General features: G+C 43.0%; 16 protein-coding genes. 14 read left to right on the top strand and 2 right to left on the bottom strand.

Features of this window, described 5'->3' with window-relative positions; genetic code table 11:
* Nucleotides 1-8: 8 nt before the first annotated feature.
* On the bottom strand, nt 9-2,582 hold the full coding sequence (glnD, locus tag AAEZ00_RS07150; RefSeq protein WP_124011895.1) for a bifunctional uridylyltransferase/uridylyl-removing protein GlnD: 2,574 nt from the start codon (nt 2,580-2,582) through the stop codon (nt 9-11).
* A gap of 24 nt (nt 2,583-2,606) precedes the next feature.
* The gene (map, locus tag AAEZ00_RS07145; RefSeq protein WP_124011894.1) at nt 2,607-3,404 is read right to left on the bottom strand and encodes a type I methionyl aminopeptidase; all 798 of its coding nucleotides are present in this window, start codon (nt 3,402-3,404) and stop codon (nt 2,607-2,609) included.
* 349 nt (nt 3,405-3,753) lie between these two features.
* Between map and rpsB the strand changes: the two genes are divergently transcribed.
* From rpsB to lpxB, 14 genes are all read left to right on the top strand, one after another.
* Nucleotides 3,754-4,482, top strand: a complete 729-nt coding sequence (gene rpsB, locus AAEZ00_RS07140) for a 30S ribosomal protein S2 (protein ID WP_101032281.1) — start codon at nt 3,754-3,756, stop codon at nt 4,480-4,482.
* Between the two features lie 117 nt (nt 4,483-4,599).
* The gene (tsf, locus tag AAEZ00_RS07135) at nt 4,600-5,451 is read left to right on the top strand and encodes a translation elongation factor Ts (RefSeq protein WP_101032280.1); all 852 of its coding nucleotides are present in this window, start codon (nt 4,600-4,602) and stop codon (nt 5,449-5,451) included.
* Between the two features lie 68 nt (nt 5,452-5,519).
* Nucleotides 5,520-6,257, top strand: a complete 738-nt coding sequence (gene pyrH, locus AAEZ00_RS07130) for a UMP kinase (protein ID WP_101032279.1) — start codon at nt 5,520-5,522, stop codon at nt 6,255-6,257.
* 133 nt (nt 6,258-6,390) lie between these two features.
* Entirely contained in the window at nt 6,391-6,933 is a 543-nt protein-coding gene (gene frr / locus AAEZ00_RS07125; protein WP_283107434.1) for a ribosome recycling factor, read from the top strand.
* 81 nt (nt 6,934-7,014) lie between these two features.
* Nucleotides 7,015-7,839, top strand: a complete 825-nt coding sequence (gene uppS, locus AAEZ00_RS07120; protein ID WP_101032277.1) for a polyprenyl diphosphate synthase — start codon at nt 7,015-7,017, stop codon at nt 7,837-7,839.
* 20 nt (nt 7,840-7,859) lie between these two features.
* Nucleotides 7,860-8,717 (top strand): phosphatidate cytidylyltransferase, encoded by an 858-nt coding sequence (locus AAEZ00_RS07115; protein ID WP_101032276.1) that lies wholly within the window; start codon nt 7,860-7,862, stop codon nt 8,715-8,717.
* Between the two features lie 5 nt (nt 8,718-8,722).
* Nucleotides 8,723-9,913, top strand: coding sequence for a 1-deoxy-D-xylulose-5-phosphate reductoisomerase (gene ispC, locus AAEZ00_RS07110; protein ID WP_124011893.1), 1,191 nt, complete (start codon nt 8,723-8,725; stop codon nt 9,911-9,913).
* Nucleotides 9,914-9,925: 12 nt separating this feature from the next.
* Nucleotides 9,926-11,296 (top strand): sigma E protease regulator RseP, encoded by a 1,371-nt coding sequence (rseP, locus tag AAEZ00_RS07105; protein ID WP_351088484.1) that lies wholly within the window; start codon nt 9,926-9,928, stop codon nt 11,294-11,296.
* Between the two features lie 31 nt (nt 11,297-11,327).
* Nucleotides 11,328-13,817, top strand: coding sequence for an outer membrane protein assembly factor BamA (gene bamA, locus AAEZ00_RS07100; RefSeq protein WP_101032273.1), 2,490 nt, complete (start codon nt 11,328-11,330; stop codon nt 13,815-13,817).
* A 65-nt stretch (nt 13,818-13,882) separates the two neighbouring features.
* Nucleotides 13,883-14,380: an OmpH/Skp family outer membrane protein gene (locus AAEZ00_RS07095; protein ID WP_101032272.1), complete on the top strand. Its 498-nt coding sequence runs from the start codon at nt 13,883-13,885 to the stop codon at nt 14,378-14,380.
* Between the two features lie 5 nt (nt 14,381-14,385).
* Nucleotides 14,386-15,411, top strand: coding sequence for a UDP-3-O-(3-hydroxymyristoyl)glucosamine N-acyltransferase (gene lpxD, locus AAEZ00_RS07090; protein ID WP_101032271.1), 1,026 nt, complete (start codon nt 14,386-14,388; stop codon nt 15,409-15,411).
* A gap of 31 nt (nt 15,412-15,442) precedes the next feature.
* Nucleotides 15,443-15,904 (top strand): 3-hydroxyacyl-ACP dehydratase FabZ, encoded by a 462-nt coding sequence (gene fabZ, locus AAEZ00_RS07085; protein WP_101032270.1) that lies wholly within the window; start codon nt 15,443-15,445, stop codon nt 15,902-15,904.
* Nucleotides 15,901-16,671, top strand: coding sequence for an acyl-ACP--UDP-N-acetylglucosamine O-acyltransferase (gene lpxA, locus AAEZ00_RS07080; protein ID WP_101032269.1), 771 nt, complete (start codon nt 15,901-15,903; stop codon nt 16,669-16,671). Before fabZ ends, lpxA begins: the two co-directional genes overlap by 4 nt.
* Nucleotides 16,672-16,680: 9 nt before the next feature.
* The gene (gene lpxB / locus AAEZ00_RS07075; RefSeq protein ID WP_101032268.1) at nt 16,681-17,829 is read left to right on the top strand and encodes a lipid-A-disaccharide synthase; all 1,149 of its coding nucleotides are present in this window, start codon (nt 16,681-16,683) and stop codon (nt 17,827-17,829) included.
* The last annotated feature ends 17 nt before the right edge of the window (nt 17,830-17,846 follow it).

Below are 17,846 nucleotides of genomic sequence, written 5' to 3'. Positions count from 1 at the left end.
GTTAAAAATTAGTTAGATGATTTTAGTGCAAGTGTTAGCGCAGCAGACAATTGCTGTTGTTGTTGCTCATCTAGGGCTGAAGCACTTTGGTTTTGTAAAATAAAAAAGTCTTCTGCACGTTCACCAATAGTGGTAATTTTAGCCGCCAATAGTGTCACATTACAACGATAGAGAATGTCACCGACTTTGGCCAATAGGCCAGGCGTGTCTAAGGTGATTAATTCCATCATACTTGTACCATGGCGAGCACTGGGTAAGAAACTCACATGAGTGGCAACATTAAAAGGTTTCATGATCCGGGCTAATTTTCTAAACTTCGGCAGTTTTGGGTTTTCAGTAGCCAAGGCTTTTTCGAGTGCTTTACGGATACTTTGAATGCGCGATAATTGGATAATCGGTTCGCCATCTTGTTCTAAAATCACAAAGGTGTCGAGTGCATAATCATCTTTTGATGTCATGATGTTAGCGTCATGAACATTGATATTTTTATTGTCTAAAACCGTCATCACGGTGGCAAAAAGTTTGGGTTTATCTTTGCTGTAGACAAAGAGTTCTGTACCACCTCGAGTGGTATGCTTTGACATTAACACTAATGGCTCGTCGTGATGATGTTTTAAAATGGCTTCTGCGTGCCAAGCCACTTGAGTCGGTTGATGGCGTAAAAAGTATTCTGCTTTGAAACGTGTCCAGAGTGCATCCATGTCTTTTTCTTTTAGGCCACGACGAATAAGTTCTTTTTTAGCTTTGGCTTGGATCTCTTTAACTCGCGCTTTAACATCGACTGGTTTTTCTTTACCCCGAGCTAATACTCTTTGGGTTGAAAAATACAAATCGCGCAGCAATGATCCTTTCCAATTATTCCACGTTTTCTCATTGGTGGCACAGATGTCGGCGACAGTGAGGCAATATAAATAACTTAAATGCGCTGCGTCGCGGACTTTTTCAGCAAACAGTGCAACCACTTCTGGATCGGAAATATCTCTGCGTTGAGCTGTGATCGACATCACGAGGTGATTTTCAACTAACCATGCCACTAAACGTCCGTCATGGTCATTCATGCCATGTAATTTACAGAAATCGATGGCATCTTTTGAGCCTAATTTGCTGTGATCGCCGCCACGGCCTTTGGCAATATCATGAAAAATTGCCCCGAGTACCAATAAACCTCTTTTCGGTAATTGATTAATTAAGATGGCGCCCAGTGGGAATTCATCTTTTTGTTCAACGTGTGAAAATCGGTCAATATTGAGCAGTAATCTATGGGTGTGTTCATCAACGGTATAGGCATGAAATAAATCAAATTGCATCTGGCCTTCAATCTTGCGCCAAGCCGGTAAGTAAGACGATAAAATACCGTGTTGGTGCATTAATGAAAATGCAGCAATACCTCGTGGATGTTTTAGGATCTCCATAAACACTTTTCGACACGCGGGGTTTTCCTGTAAGGGTGATGTTAGTGATCTACGAGTATTACGCAATAATCTTAACGTGGGCGCATAGATTTCTTGGATATTGGAATTTTTAGCCACCAGTAGAAATAAACGTAATATTTCTTCGTTATGACAGCTAAACAAATCGTCATCCAACACTTCGATATAACGACCTCGACGTTGATAAACCTCACTAATGGGCTGTATTTCTAACGCTTGAGTGTGACCTAATGTGGCGCGCTTAAACAATTGCAGCAGCATCTGATTAAGCTCCATCACGCGGCGCACCGTGCGATAGTAGCGTTTCATCATCTGCTCGACGGCTAATTGGGTTGCATCTTCGTAACCTAATAAACTGGCGATTTGTCGTTGTAAATCGAACAATAAACGGTTTTCGTTACGATTAGCGGTGATGTGGAGTGCAAAACGGATTTCCCAGAGAAAATTTTGGCATTCCAGTAATTCAGCTAATTCGGCTGGCGCTAGAAAATCGTGCTCGACTAAATCTTCTAATTTAGCAGCATCAAAATGGCGCATCGCGACCCATGCTATGGTCTGAATATCGCGTAATCCGCCAGGGCAGGTTTTAATGTTAGGTTCTAAATCAAAGGCACTGGCTTTACTGTGGCGCGCGGTTTGTTCATCTTTCTTGGCGTTATAAAAGTCATAAGAGGGCCAAAAGTCTTGTTGACGGACGGCGTCATATAACACGTCAAATAGGAATTCACTGCCGGTGAGTAATCTGGCTTCGATCAGATTGGTCGCAATGGTGATGTCTGCTTTGCCTTGCTCAATGGTTTGCGAGATAGTGCGAACACTGTGGCCTATCTCAAGCCCAGTATCCCAAAGATAAGTAATAAGTTGACTCAGCTGGTTTTCAATCTCTGGCGATAGTTGTTCATCGTCAACTAAAAACAGTAAGTCAATGTCTGAATGTGGATGCAGCTCACCACGGCCATAGCCGCCAACGGCAACGAGGGCAAGATGACCATTATTTAATGAGAAATCTTGCCAAGCTTGCATTAGTAAAGCATCAACAAATTGACAACGGTGTTTAACAATATCAACAATAGGATGTTTTGCTGTGTATTGCTCAACTAAGCGCTGGTTTAAGTCAATTAATGCGTTTTTGGCGGCCAGCGCAGTATTCATTGATGTCCTTACTAATTTAAGTCTTTAGTGGTTAATGATCCGTGGGAAGTCTTCTTCTTCACGCAAAGTTAACACTTCTACACCGGTTTGGGTCACTAACAGTGTATGTTCCCACTGTGCTGAATTCTTACCATCAGAGGTCGTGACCGTCCAATTATCATTTTTATCCAATACTGTAGTATGACGACCAGCATTGATCATTGGCTCGATCGTAAAGCACATACCCGGTCTTAGCACGATTTTATCATTATTCTTATAATGAACAACTTGAGGTTCTTCGTGGAACCCTGTGCCAATACCGTGACCACAATAATCTTGTACGATGGAGTACTTATCAAGCCCTGTTTTGCTTGTCTTAATGAATTTTTCGATGGTTGTGCCAATTTCACCTAATTTTAAACCAGGTCGTACTTTACGAATGGCTAAATACAAGCTTTCTTGGGCAATGCGACTCAAACGTTTGTCTTTTGCTGACACTTCGCCGATTAAAAACATTTTTGAGCTATCACCATGATAACCGTCTTTGATGACAGTAATATCAAGGTTGATCATATCGCCATCTTTTAAGACGTATTCACAAGGGATACCGTGGCAGACGACTTCGTTAACCGAGGTACAAATAGACTTCGGAAATCCGTGGTAATTCAATGGCGCAGAAATAGCCCCTTGTTCTTCGGTATATTGAGCACAAATCTCATTTAATTCATTTGTGGTCACTCCTGCCTTAACATGTGGGGCCACTATTTCTAATACTTGCGCCGCTAATTTACCCGCTGCACGCATCTTTATTATTTCGTCTGCATTTTTGATCACAATACTCATGAAAACTCTCTATCCTTTGACGGTCAAAATAGGCATGTTTTATCCAAGGTTTTACGGCAAAAAGTTGTATTTACATGCCGTTTATGGTATAAAGCGCGCCGTTATGTGTAAAATCGTTGTTGTACGGTTCGAGTTAATATGATGTCAATCGCGGCTTTTTTAAGCTAGATATACATCTTGTTCGGCAAATCGTAAAATATTGCGGTCATTATACATGGCAATTAACTTAAATACTAAATCACACACGTATCGACACATTTTTCGGGGTGCTTTCTCATTCTTAACGGAAGTTAGAAAGTCGAGACATGGGATGCGTGGAGGTCTAACCCCTTACATTAAGGTATATACAATGACTACTGTTTCAATGCGCGACATGCTACAAGCTGGTGTTCACTTCGGTCACCAAACTCGTTACTGGAATCCTAAGATGAAGCCTTTCATCTTCGGCGCTCGTAATGGTGTACACATCATCAACCTTGAGCATACCGTGCCAATGTTCAACGAAGCTTTAGCTTTCATTAGCAACATTGCTTCTAAGAAAGGTAAAGTATTATTCGTAGGTACTAAGCGCGCTGCTGGCGAAGCTATCAAAGCATCTGCACTTTCTTGTGATCAGTACTATGTTGATCACCGTTGGTTAGGCGGCATGCTAACTAACTGGAAAACTGTTCGTCAGTCAATCAAGCGTCTTAAAGAGCTAGAAAGTCAGTCTGTAGACGGTACTTTCGACAAGTTAACTAAGAAAGAAGCGCTAATGCGTACTCGCGAATTAGACAAGTTAGAAAAGTCTTTAGGCGGAATCAAGAACATGGGCGGTTTACCTGACGTATTATTCGTTATCGGTGCTGACCATGAGCATATCGCTATTAAAGAAGCAAACAACCTAGGTATCCCAGTTGTTGCAGTTGTTGATACTAACTCTGCACCAGATGGTGTTAACTATGTCGTTCCAGGTAACGACGATGCGATGCGTGCTATCCGTTTGTACACTTCTACTGTTGCTGAAGCTGCTAATGCTGGCCGTGGTCAAGATTTAGCGGTACAAGCAGAGCAAGACGGTTTCGTAGAAGCTGTTTAATAAGGCGTGATGGTTTCCATCCCCCTTATTTGCCAATAAGATAATTGGTGAGCAGGGGCCAATCGGCCCCTGTTTTATAAATGCAATATTAGTCGAATTAAATTAGAGGATTTAACAATGGCAATTACTGCTGCCCAAGTTAAAGAACTTCGTGACCGCACTGGCGCTGGCATGATGGACTGTAAGAATGCACTGACTGAAACTGACGGTGACATCGAACTAGCAATTGATAACATGCGTAAAAGCGGCGCCGCGAAGGCTGCTAAAAAATCAGGTAACATCGCTGCTGACGGTACAATTCTAATCAAGAATGGCGACGGTTTCGCTGCACTATTAGAAGTTAACTGCCAAACTGATTTCGTTGCAAAAGATTCAAACTTCCTAGCATTCGCTAACTCAGTGTTAGACGTTGCTGCTGCATCTAAAGTTACTATCGAAGACTTAAAAACACAGTTTGAAGAAACGCGTGTTGCGCTAGTAACTAAAATCGGTGAAAACATCAACGTTCGTCGCGTTGAGTATATCGAAGGTGCAAACCTAGCATCTTACCGTCACGGTGATCGTATTGGTGTTGTTGTAGCCGGCGAAGCTGATGAAGAAACGCTAAAGCACATCGCAATGCACGTTGCTGCTTCTAAGCCAGATTTCGTTAACCCTGAAGATGTTCCTGCTGAACTTGTAGCAAAAGAGCAAGCGCTTCAAATCGAAATCGCGATGAATGAAGGCAAGCCTGCTGAAATCGCTGAGAAGATGGTTTTCGGTCGTATGAAGAAGTTCACTGGTGAGATATCTCTTACTGGTCAAGCTTTCATCATGGAACCTAAGAAAACGGTTGGCGAAATTCTTAAATCGAAAGGCGCTAAAATAACCAATTTCGTTCGTTTAGAAGTGGGTGAAGGTATCGAGAAAAAAGCAGAAGATTTTGCTGCTGAAGTAGCTGCACAAATTGCAGCGACTAAAAAAGCGTAATCGCTTTTATCTAAATACCCTAAGACCGCAGCAACCGCTGCGGTTTTGTTATGATCAGGATGAAAATTATGAGCACCAATCCAAAACCGGCGTTTAGACGCATTCTGCTTAAATTAAGCGGTGAAGCATTAATGGGTGAAGAAGGCTTCGGCATTGACCCAAAAGTACTTGATCGTATGGCACAAGAAGTGAAAGAGCTTGTTGAACTTGGAATTCAAGTTGGTGTGGTTATTGGTGGTGGTAATCTATTTCGTGGCGAAGGCTTAGCAAAAGCAGGCATGAACCGCGTAGTGGGCGATCACATGGGTATGTTAGCAACCGTAATGAATGGCTTAGCCATGCGTGATGCCTTGCACCGTGCATATGTTAATGCCCGCCTTATGTCTGCTATCCCGCTCAAAGGTGTATGCGATGACTACACCTGGACAGAAGCAATTAGTTTATTAAAGTCTGGTCGAGTGGTGATTTTTGCCGCGGGTACCGGTAATCCATTTTGTACAACGGATTCTGCAGCATGTCTACGTGGTATTGAGATTGAAGCTGAAGTGGTACTAAAAGGTACTAAAGTAGATGGTGTATACTCTGCAGACCCGATGAAAAACCCTGAAGCGGTTAAATATGAAACGCTTACTTTTGCGGAAGTCCTTGAATCAGAATTAAAAGTAATGGATCTTGCTGCATTTACTATGGCGCGTGATCATAATATGCCTATTCTTGTCTTCAATATGAATAAGCCAGGTGCACTTCGCCGGGTGATTATGGGTGAACAAGAAGGTACGATTATTAGCAGTAAAAAACCTGCTTAATCACAGACACAAAAAATATTACATTATATAATTTAAATGTTTGAGCCGTTTTATTGCATGTGTCATTCTTAGGCTAATGCTCAGACACAGATGAATTTGTGACAAAAAGGAAATTATTGTGATTGATACTATTATGTTAGATGCGCGTGAGCGTATGAGTAAATGCGTTGAGTCTACTAAAAACCAAATGGCGAAAGTTCGCACCGGTCGTGCACACCCAAGTTTATTAGATTCTATTCAGGTTTCTTGCTATGGCTCTACGTCACCCCTTAATCAAGTGGCTAACGTGGGTGTAGAAGACTCTCGTACATTAACTGTAAACGTGTTCGATAGATCGATAGTTCAATCGGTAGAAAAAGCAATCATGAGCTCTGATTTGGGCTTAAACCCGATGACTGCCGGTGCAACGCTACGTATTCCGTTACCTTCGTTAACTGAAGAACGTCGTAAAGACTTCATCAAAGTGGTCCGTAACGAAGCAGAAAACGGCCGTATTGCTATTCGTAACGTGCGTCGTGATGCGATCAGTGAAGTCAAGAAGCTTGAAAAAGCCAAAGACTGTACTGAAGATGATGTTCGTCGTAGTGAAGATGAAGTGCAAAAGCACACTGATTCATCTATCAAAAATATTGATCAAATTCTAGCAACGAAAGAAAAAGAGTTGATGGAAGTATAATCTGTCAATTTAGACGCTAGAGTTAACACGCCGTGTAAGGGTATACTACACGGCGTTTGTTTTTATAAAGGATTGTCGTAGATGTCTTCTACAGTTGAGTTTGAATCAGACCCTAAAGCCGATTCGGAGTTAATGACTTCGCAATTGCTGCCAGGACAATTATCTGATGCGGTAAAACAATCTCTGCCTAAGCATGTTGCGATTATTATGGACGGCAATGGCCGCTGGGCACAACTGCAGGGTAAAGCGCGGGTTTTTGGTCATAAAGCGGGTGTTAAAGCGGTGCGTCGTGCGGTAAGTACTGCAAGTCAACTTGGTATTGAATCATTAACCTTGTTTGCATTTTCCAGTGAAAATTGGCGCCGACCAGATAAAGAAGTCAGTTTGCTAATGGAACTGTTTTTTACAGTGTTACAACGTGAATTAAAATTACTCGACAAAAACCAAGTTAAGCTCAATATTATTGGTGATATCAGTCGCTTTTCGCCTCGCTTGCAAAAGCAAATTGCGTCGGCTCAAGACAAAACGGCTGCCAATACCGGTTTGATATTAAATGTGGCGGCGAACTATGGCGGACGTTGGGATATCTTGCAAGCAGCACAAAAATTAGCCGAAAAAGTTGAAAGTGGTGAAATCAGCAGCAGTCAGATGACTGAAGAAGCATTAAATGAACATTTGTGCATGCAAAGTCAGAGCGAAGTTGATTTAATGATCCGAACTGGCGGTGACTACCGCATTAGTAATTTTGTATTATGGCAGGCCGCCTATGCCGAGTTTGTGTTTACTGACACTCTATGGCCTGACTTTGATGAGCAAGCATTTCGAAATGCCATTGCCATTTTTGCCCGTCGGCAGCGCCGTTTTGGTTTGACCGGGAGTCAAATTGAAGAGATACGCGCAATATAAATCTTAAGAGGATTAGTTTCTTGCTAAAACAACGAATAATAACAGCATTGTGGTTAATCCCAATTGTACTCGGGGCTATATTTTTACTATCAGCAAATGTGTTTGCTTGGGTGTTAGTGCCAGTGTTTTTAATTGCAGCAAAAGAGTGGGGCAGTTTTATTGACCCAAGCTGTAATGTCACCCAGTGGTCTTTTACCGCGACACTCGGTCTTTTACTCATAGCGCTTAATTTAGCTGTACCCATTGATGTGTTGTGGTTTAAAGGGCAATTACACCCTATGTACCTTGCCATTATCACTATCGGTGTATTTTGGTGGATAGTCAGCAGCGTATTGGTGTTTAGTTTTCCTAAAAGTGCCAAAATATGGAAAGACAGCCCAATGTTGAAATCCATGTTTGGCCAGTTAACACTCATACCGTGTTTTGCCTCTTTGATCGCGCTTAAATCATTAAGCAGCAACGTTCACCCCTATTATGGTGGTGCATTAGTGTTTCTTGTCATGCTAGTGGTTTGGGCTACGGATACGGGGGCTTATTTTGCTGGCCGTAAGTTAGGTAAGCATAAATTGATGCCGAGTGTGAGCCCAGCTAAAACACTTGAGGGCTTAGTGGGTGGCTTAATTACCACTATGGTTGTGGTTGCGGGTATTATGTATGTCGCGCCAGAACAAGAGTTAGGCTTGCTCATTGTGGTCACGTTAGTCACTGCGCTGGCATCTGCTTTTGGCGATTTGTCTGAAAGCATGTTTAAACGTGCTGCTAACATTAAAGATTCAGGCTCTATTTTACCTGGTCACGGTGGTGTTTTGGATCGTATCGACAGTTTAACCGCAGCACTGCCAGTATTTACCTTTATCTATATCACCCTGTGGATGTAATACCAATGCAGAATATAGTGATTTTAGGGGCAACAGGCTCAATAGGTGCAAGCACTTTAAGCGTGATTGTAAATAACCCTACCGATTTTCATGTCCATGGATTAGTGGCCAATGCCAGTGTTAATAAAATGCTGGCCTTGTGCATCACCCATCAGCCTGAATATGCTCATATGGTGGCCGAGAGCGCTGCTATGCAGCTGAAAGCATTATTACCTAAAAACTGCATTACTCAAGTGACGACAGGGGCTGAGGCTCTGAACGCGTTAGTGACAGACAGTCGCACTGATACCGTTATGGCGGCCATTGTTGGTGCTGCTGGTTTAGTGCCGACATTTGATGCCGTTAAAGCGGGTAAACGGGTGTTGTTAGCCAACAAAGAAGCATTAGTGATGTCGGGTGAGTTATTTATGCACACGGCTAGAGCATCGGGAGCAACCGTTTTACCTGTCGACAGCGAGCATAATGCGATTTTTCAATGTTTACCGACTAATGTACAAGCCCAGTTAGGCTATTGCGATCTGACTGCCAATGGCATCTCACATATTTTATTAACCGGTTCTGGTGGGCCGTTTTTAAACACTGATTTAACCACCCTGAGTGCGATGACGCCTGCTCAGGCGTGTAATCACCCTAATTGGTCTATGGGACCTAAAATCTCTGTTGATTCAGCCACTATGATGAATAAAGGTTTAGAGTTTATCGAAGCCCGCTGGCTATTTAACACGCAGGCTGAACAACTCAAAGTGGTCATTCACCCGCAAAGCGTGATTCATTCAATGGTGCAGTACCGAGATGGCTCTGTTATTGCGCAAATGGGTAACCCCGATATGCGTACACCCATTGCTCATTCTATGAGCTATCCGCAAAGAATTGACGCTGGCGTTGAACCTTTAGACTTTTTCAAAGTCGGACAATTAAGCTTTTGTGAACCTGACTTCAGTCGTTTTCCCTGTTTGCGTTTAGCCATGCAAGCCTGTGAACAAGGGCAAGAAGCCACCACAGTATTAAATGCTGCTAACGAAGTTGCCGTTGATGCTTTCTTAAAGGGTCAGATCCGTTTTACTGATATTGCAACTATAAACGCACGTTGTTTAGACCAGGTACAACAAACTCGCTTAGCCAGTATTGACGATATTTTACAGTTAGATGCACAAACACGCACGACAGCAATGTCTGCCATTAAAGCACTTAATTAGTTCAGAGGAATAATGATAGATTTTTTTTGGAGCTTAGGTTCTTTTATTGTCGCTTTAGGTATTTTGATTACCGCACACGAATATGGCCACTTTTGGGTTGCCCGTCGCTGTGGTGTTAAAGTCGAGCGCTTCTCTATTGGTTTTGGCAAAGCGATTTGGCGCAAAGTGGGTAAAGATGGCACTGAATATGTTGTCGCCATGATCCCACTCGGTGGCTATGTCAAAATGCTCGATGAGCGCGTTGAAGAGGTGCCTGAACATCTACTTGATCAAGCGTTTAACCGTAAAACAGTGTGGCAGCGTATTGCGATTGTGTCAGCAGGCCCCATTGCTAACTTTATTTTTGCTATTTTGGCCCTATATGTCATGTACCTTATTGGTACTCCGTCGATAAAACCGGTCATTGACAGTACCAAGTTAGATAGCCCTGCCAGTGTTATTCGCTTGGTTGAGCCGCAACAGATTATGGCAGTATCAGGACGCAAGGTACGCACTTGGCAAGAGGTTAACTTAGCCTTAGTCGGTCATATTGGTGACGACAGTATTGAGTTAACCTTGGCGCCACTATCTGAATTATCAGGCATGGATATGCCGGCTCGCACCGTAAAACTTGATACCCGCCAGTGGGCATTTGATCCCGAAAAAGAATCTCCTATAACCTCATTAGGTTTGGGTATTTTTCGCCCTGGGATCGATCCAACCATTGCCGCAGTCAGTAAAAACAGTGCGGCAGAGCAAGCAGGTATTAAAGTTGGCGATAAATTAGTCAACATTAATGACACGCCATACAGCGATTGGAATACGTTTGTTGATGTGGTACAAAGCTCTGCTAACAAAAATATTAATATGACATTGATACGTCAAGGTGAACTCATCAATGTTAATGTTGTGCCAAAAGCACAACAAAATCCTGACGGTGAGACTATCGGGATTGTTGGAATTAGCCCAACCCAAGACCCATGGCCTGATAATATGCGCTTTGAGCTTGAGTATGGCATAGTAGATTCGGTTATTGCTGCAGCTGACAAAACGTGGCAACTCGTTGTCGTCAGCTTTAAGATGATCGGGAAATTATTTACCGGCGATGTATCGGTGAAAAATCTTAGTGGTCCTATTTCGATTGCACAAGGCGCAGGCGCCAGTGCAAGTTACGGCTTAGTGTACTTTCTAGGTTTTATTGCGCTCATCAGCGTTAACTTAGGCATTATTAACTTAATGCCTCTGCCAGTGCTCGATGGTGGACACTTGCTGTATTACTTTATAGAAGTGATTACTGGTAAGCCTGTACCCGAAAAGGTGCAGGAAATAGGTTTCAGGTTTGGCGCAGCTATGCTGCTAATGTTGATGGGTGTTGCCTTATTCAACGATTTTGCCCGACTCTGAGCAAGGACAGACTAATAATTAGAAGTGCTCTATGAGATTTAATAAAATTTTTGCCTCGATGTTATTCGTCGGCGCGTCTTTTTCAGGGAATGGTTGGGCAGAGTCTTTCCAACCTTTTGAAGTGACCGACATCCAAGTAGAAGGTCTGCAACGAGTTGCTCTCGGTGCAGCACTATTGAGTTTACCTGTGAAAGTAGGTGACACGGTAGATGAAGTTAAATTACAGCAAGCGATTAAGAGCCTTTACGGTTCAACCAATTTTGAAAACATCAGTGTCAGTCATGAAGACGGTATACTCTTTGTCACGGTTAAAGAGCGTCCTACTATCAGTATTATCTCGTTTGAAGGTAATAAAGATATCAAAGACGAACAGTTACAAGAAAGTCTTGACGGTTCTGGTGTTAAAGCGGGCGAATCACTTGATAGAACCATGTTGTCAGGCATTGAAAAAGGCTTGCAAGATTTCTATTACGGTGTCGGTAAATACGGCGCCAAAGTTGAAGCTCAAATCATCAACTTACCCCGTAACCGTGTTGAGCTTAAATTTAAGTTTACCGAAGGTTTAGCGGCTGAAATTCGCCAAATTAACGTGGTAGGTAACACAGTGTTTTCTGACTCTGAGCTCATCAGCATGATTGAGCTTAAAGACTATGTGGCATGGTGGGATTTATTTGGTGAGCGTCGCTACCAAAAGCAAAAGCTACAAGCTGACTTAGAAACAATCAAAACCTATTACCATAATCAAGGCTATATTCGTTTTGAAGTCACCTCAACACAAGTGGCGATGACACCGGACCGTAAAGGTTTGTACATCACTATTAATGTGGATGAAGGCGAAACGTACAAGGTAAAAGAAGTTAACTTAATTGGTGACCTTATGGGCCGCGAAGCGTTAATGAAAGGTATTTTACCAATCAAAGCAGGCAATATGTACAACGGTGCCGATGTAACATTCACCGAAGAAATGTACAGCAAATATCTTGGCCGTTTTGGTTATGCTTATCCTGAAGTGAAAACCTATCCTGAAATTGATGATGAATCCAAAGAAGTGGTGCTCAACATCAATATCAAGCCAGGTAAGCGTGTTTATGTTCGCTCAATTAACTTTACCGGTAACACGGTAACCAAAGACGAAGTACTGCGTCGCGAATTACGTCAAATGGAAGGGGCGTGGTTGAATTCTGCTCAGATTGAGCAGTCTAAACTTCGCCTTAACCGTTTAGGTTATTTTGAAACCGTTGATGCCGAAACAATTCAAGTGCCAGGCAGTGACGATTTAGTCGATGTGGCCATCGCAGTAAAAGAGCAGCCATCAGGTTCGTTTAACGCCGGTGTGGGTTATGGTACTGAATCAGGTGTGAGCTTGCAGTTTGGGGTTGAACAAAATAACTTCCTTGGTACAGGTAACCAAGCGGGTATTAGTATCAATACTAATAAATACTCGCGCAGTGCTAACTTGTCTTTCACCAATCCATACTTTACTAAAGATGGTGTTAGTTTAGGCGGCAGTGTGTATTGGAACGAATTTGATGCCAACGAGGCTAACCTTGAGCGCTATAAGAATCAATCTTATGGTGTTGCATTAAACTCAGGATTTCCGATTAATGAATCCAACCGTTTAAACGGTGGTATTGGTTATCGTCATAATACTATTTCAGAAATATCGGCTTATGAACAAGCATTGCGTTTCTATAATGTGTATCGTGAAACGGATGATGCAAACTCAGACTTAAGCTTTGATAACTTTGAATTGAATGCCGGTTGGTATCGCAGCACACTTAACCGAGGTACGTTCCCGACAGACGGTTCATCGCAACGTTTAAGCGGTAAAATGACCGTGCCGGGTTCTGACTTACAGTACTTTAAAACGGATTTTGACACTAATTTCTACTTCCCGCTGACACCTCAACATGGGTTTGTATTTTTGGCTCGTGCCCGTTTAGGTTATGCAAACGGTTATGGTCAGTTTAACGACAACGATCAAATCTTACCGTTCTGGGAAAACTATTACTCTGGTGGTAGCAGCTCGTTACGTGGCTTTAAGTCGAACTCAGTCGGTCCACGTTCGTTCTATGCATACCGTGGTAGTGAGCCATGTTCTCCGGACATTGCTGGTGATGGTTGTAGTATAGCTTCGCCTGGTGACCCAACTAAGGTTCAGGTGAGTTCTGGTCGTTCAATTGGTGGTAATGCGATTGCGACAGCCAGCTTTGAAATGATCGTGCCGACGCCATTCCTCGATGAAGCGTACACTAACTCAGTGCGGACCAGTTTCTTCGTCGATGCCGGTAACGTATGGGATACCGAGTTCGATTATGATTCGTATCGCACTCTGCCAGCAGATCAGTTTATTAAGTTAGAAGATTATAGTGATCCTGAGCGCATACGTGCCTCGTGGGGTATGAGCGTACAGTGGTTATCGCCAATGGGTCCTATGGTATTCAGTTTAGCTTGGCCACTCAAAGAGTATGAAGATGATGAGACAGAGATTTTCTCATTCAATATTGGCAAAACGTTCTAAAACAAATACACTCGGCATGTTTAGCTGATAACGACAATTTTAACAAGGAGTCTACTTTGAAAAAGATGGTAAATCGCGCATTAATTACATTGGCATTATTTGCTACCCCTATGCTAGCCCAAGCGGAAAAACTCGCGGTGGTTGATATGGGTGAGGTGTTTGAACAGCTGCCACAGCGCGAACAAATTTCTAAATCATTAAAAGCTGAGTTTGGTGATCGTGTTGCTGAAGTCCAAAAAATGCAGGAGGAAATGCGTTCTTTGGTCGAAAAGCAACAACGTGACGGCGCCTTAATGAGCGACACACAAAAGACTGATTTAGTCCGTAAAATGGAATCATTAAAATCTGAATTCCAATTAAAAGGCAAAGCATTAGACGAAGACATGCGTCGTCGTCAAGGTGAAGAGCAAAACAAGCTATTAGTTCTAGTTCAAAAAGCCATTAATACCATTGCTGGTAAAGAAAAATACGACATGGTGCTGCAACGTGGCGCAGTTATTTTTGTTAAGCCAGAAGCTGACATTAGCAGCAAAGTGGTAGAAGCCTTAAGCAAAGGCAAATAATAAGTATGCAGAAAGTGACTTTAAAAGAGCTTAGCCAATTATTGGGCGCAACGGTTAAAGGTGATGGATCACTGGAAATTACTAGTGTAGCCACCCTTGAACATGCAATCCAAGGTCAACTCTCTTTTTTAGCCAATAGTAAATACCGTGCAAAGCTTGAGGCAACTCAAGCTAGCGCGGTGTTGCTAAGCGAAAAAGAAGCAAGCCGTTATCATGGTAATGCCCTTATTGTCAGTGACCCTTACGTGGGGTTTGCCCGTGTGGCGCAATTACTTGATACGACACCTAAAGCGGCATTAGGTATACACCCTTCGGCACAAATAGACTCGTCAGCCATTTTAGGTGACGGTGTGGCTATTGGTGCAAATGCGGTGATTGGTGCCAATGTTATTTTGGGTGAAAATGTTCAGATTGGTCCAGGTTGCGTCGTAGGTGAAGCCAGTATTATTGGTTCAGATTCACGCCTTTGGGCGAATGTTACCGTTTATCATAATGTACATATTGGCCACAATTGCATCATTCATTCCGGTTCTGTTATTGGTTCGGATGGATTTGGGTATGCAAATGAGCACGGTAATTGGATTAAAATCCCCCAAACAGGTGGCGTGCGCATTGGTAATTATGTCGAAATAGGTGCATGCACCAGTGTTGATCGTGGCGCGCTGTCGCACACCGAGATACACGATGGTGTGATCATCGACAATCAAATTCAAATTGCCCATAATGTCATCATTGGGCAAAACACCGCAATTGCAGGTGGGTCTATAATTGCAGGGAGTTCTACCATAGGTAAATACTGCATTATTGGTGGTGGTAGTGCTGTTGCTGGACATCTTAGTATCGCTGACGGTGTCCATGTTAGCGGAGGAACCAATGTGACTAGCATTATTCGCGATAAAGGTGTGTATTCGTCCGCGACTGTCGCAATGGAAAACAAACTGTGGCGTCGGAACACGGTGCGCTTTCGTCAATTAGATGAACTATTTAACCGCGTGAAAACCCTCGAAAAAAGTGCTAAGGGCACAGAATAATTGTAATTCTGCCTTATTAAAGGAATGTAGTGTGTCAAATCAATTAAACACCATGGATATTAAAGAGATCCTTAAATATCTACCTCATAGATATCCATTTTTGTTGATTGATCGTGTATTGGATTTTACCGTGGGTGAGCAATTACATGCGATTAAGAATGTCACGATTAATGAGCCATTTTTTCAGGGACATTTCCCTATACAACCCGTTATGCCAGGTGTGCTTATTTTAGAAGCCATGGCACAAGCAACGGGTTTACTTGCTTTTAAAACCATGAGCACTGAGCCGTCGCCAGAAGTATTGTATTATTTTGCCGGTATTGATAAAGCGCGTTTTAAACGTGTTGTTGAGCCGGGTGATCAAATACATTTTCACGTTAAAATGATTAAAGAGCGTCGTGGTATTGGTGTGTTTATTGGTCAAGCCTTGGTTGATGGTGAACTGGTTTGTTCAGCTGAAATTATGTGCGCACGCAGAGAGATTAAAAAGTGATAGATAAATTAGCATTTGTTCACCCAACAGCCAAAATTGGTAACAATGTCACTATTGGTCCTTGGACCTATATTGGTGAGAATGTTGAAATCGGCGACGACACATGGATAAATTCGCATGTTGTGGTTAAGGGGCCAACGGTTATCGGTAAAGGTAATCGTATTTTTCAATTCGCTTCGGTTGGCGAAGAGTGTCAAGACAAAAAGTACGCCGGCGAACAAACGCGCTTAATTATCGGTGACAATAACATTATTCGTGAGTCGGTCACTATTCACCGTGGTACCACCCAAGACAAGGGTGAAACCCGCATAGGGTCTAATAACCTGTTAATGGCGTATGTACATATTGCCCATGACTGTGTTGTTGGTGATAACGTTATTATGGCTAATAATGCGTCAATTGCGGGTCATGTGCACGTTGGCGATTGGGTTATTTTGGGCGGCATGACCGGTGTGCACCAGTTTGTACATATCGGTGACCATGCTTTTACCGCTGGAGCGTCACTTATTTTACAAGACGTACCGCCATTTGTGATGGCAGCGGGTTCCCCTGCTGTACCTCGTGGATTAAATTTAGAAGGCCTAAAACGCCGTGGTTTTACCAAAGAAAGCCAGCGGGCAATCTTTAATGCGTATAAAGCAGTATTTCGTAAGAGCTTAACCATTGAAGAAGCCAATGCCGAATTGGCTGAGTCTGCTGAAAAGGACGTAAATGTAAAAGCGTTCGTGGATTTTGTAAATCACTCCGCTCGCGGCATCATTCGATAGACGGAAACGATGACCAACTCTTCCCCAAAAGTATTTGCCATTGTCGCCGGAGAACTCTCCGGCGATATTTTAGGTGCCGGTTTAGTTCATTCACTCAAGCAACGCTATCCTGATGCGCGTTTTATTGGCATTGGTGGCCCTCGTATGCAAGCTCTTGGGTTTGAAAGTCTATTCCCAATGGAAGAACTGTCGATCATGGGCTTAGTCGAAGTGTTATCACATTTACCTCGACTGCTTCATATTCGCTCAAGTCTCGTGAAACACATTACGGAATTAGCGCCAGACTGTTTTATTGGTATTGATGCGCCCGATTTTAATATTGGCCTAGAGCTTAAATTAAAAGCCAAAGGGATTAAAACCGTGCATTATGTCAGCCCGTCAGTGTGGGCTTGGCGTCCAAAACGGATATTTAAAATTGCCAAAGCCACTCATATGGTGTTGTCGTTATTGCCGTTTGAAAAGGCCTTTTATGACAAGCATCAAGTGCCTTGTACCTTTGTTGGCCATACACTTGCGGACGATATTCCGATGCACAGTGATAAGCTGGCCGCACGGCAGCTATTAGGATTGGATCCCAATGCTGAATACTTGGCGGTATTGCCAGGATCCAGAGGCGGTGAGCTAAAGCAATTAGCTGAACCGTTTGTCAAAGCCGCTCAGCTCGTTAAACAAGCCTATCCAGACATCAAATTTGTCACTCCAGTAGTTAATGATGCTCGCCGGCAACAATTTATTGCTGCGCTTGCGCAGTTTGCTCCCGATTTAGAAGTCACCATTATTGAAGGTCAATCTCGTGAGGTGATGGCTGCCGCTGATTGTATTTTATTGGCCTCTGGCACTGCGACTCTAGAGGCTATGCTGGTTAAACGCCCAATGGTGGTGGCTTATCGTGTAAGCCCCATTACCTACGCGATTGGCATCCGTATGATGAGTATCACCAACTATTCGCTGCCCAACTTATTGGCAAACGAAACGATAGTACCAGAATGTATGCAAGCTAATTGCCAGCCGCAGTTGATTGCAGATGAGGTGATCAAGCAACTCAACCAAGATTTTACGCCACTTAATACAAAGTTCGAACAGATGCATCAATTACTTAAGTGTAACGCCAGCGAGCGAGCTGCCGATGCCGTGGTGGCATTATTGCAAACGCAGTAACCTGACTAGGATAAGTT

The sequence above is a fragment of the Shewanella sp. S1-49-MNA-CIBAN-0167 genome (assembly GCF_040310145.1).
Taxonomy (GTDB): domain Bacteria; phylum Pseudomonadota; class Gammaproteobacteria; order Enterobacterales; family Shewanellaceae; genus Shewanella; species Shewanella psychromarinicola.
The sequence above is the reverse complement of the archived record's forward strand: the minus strand, read 5'-3'. Positions and strand labels throughout refer to the sequence as shown.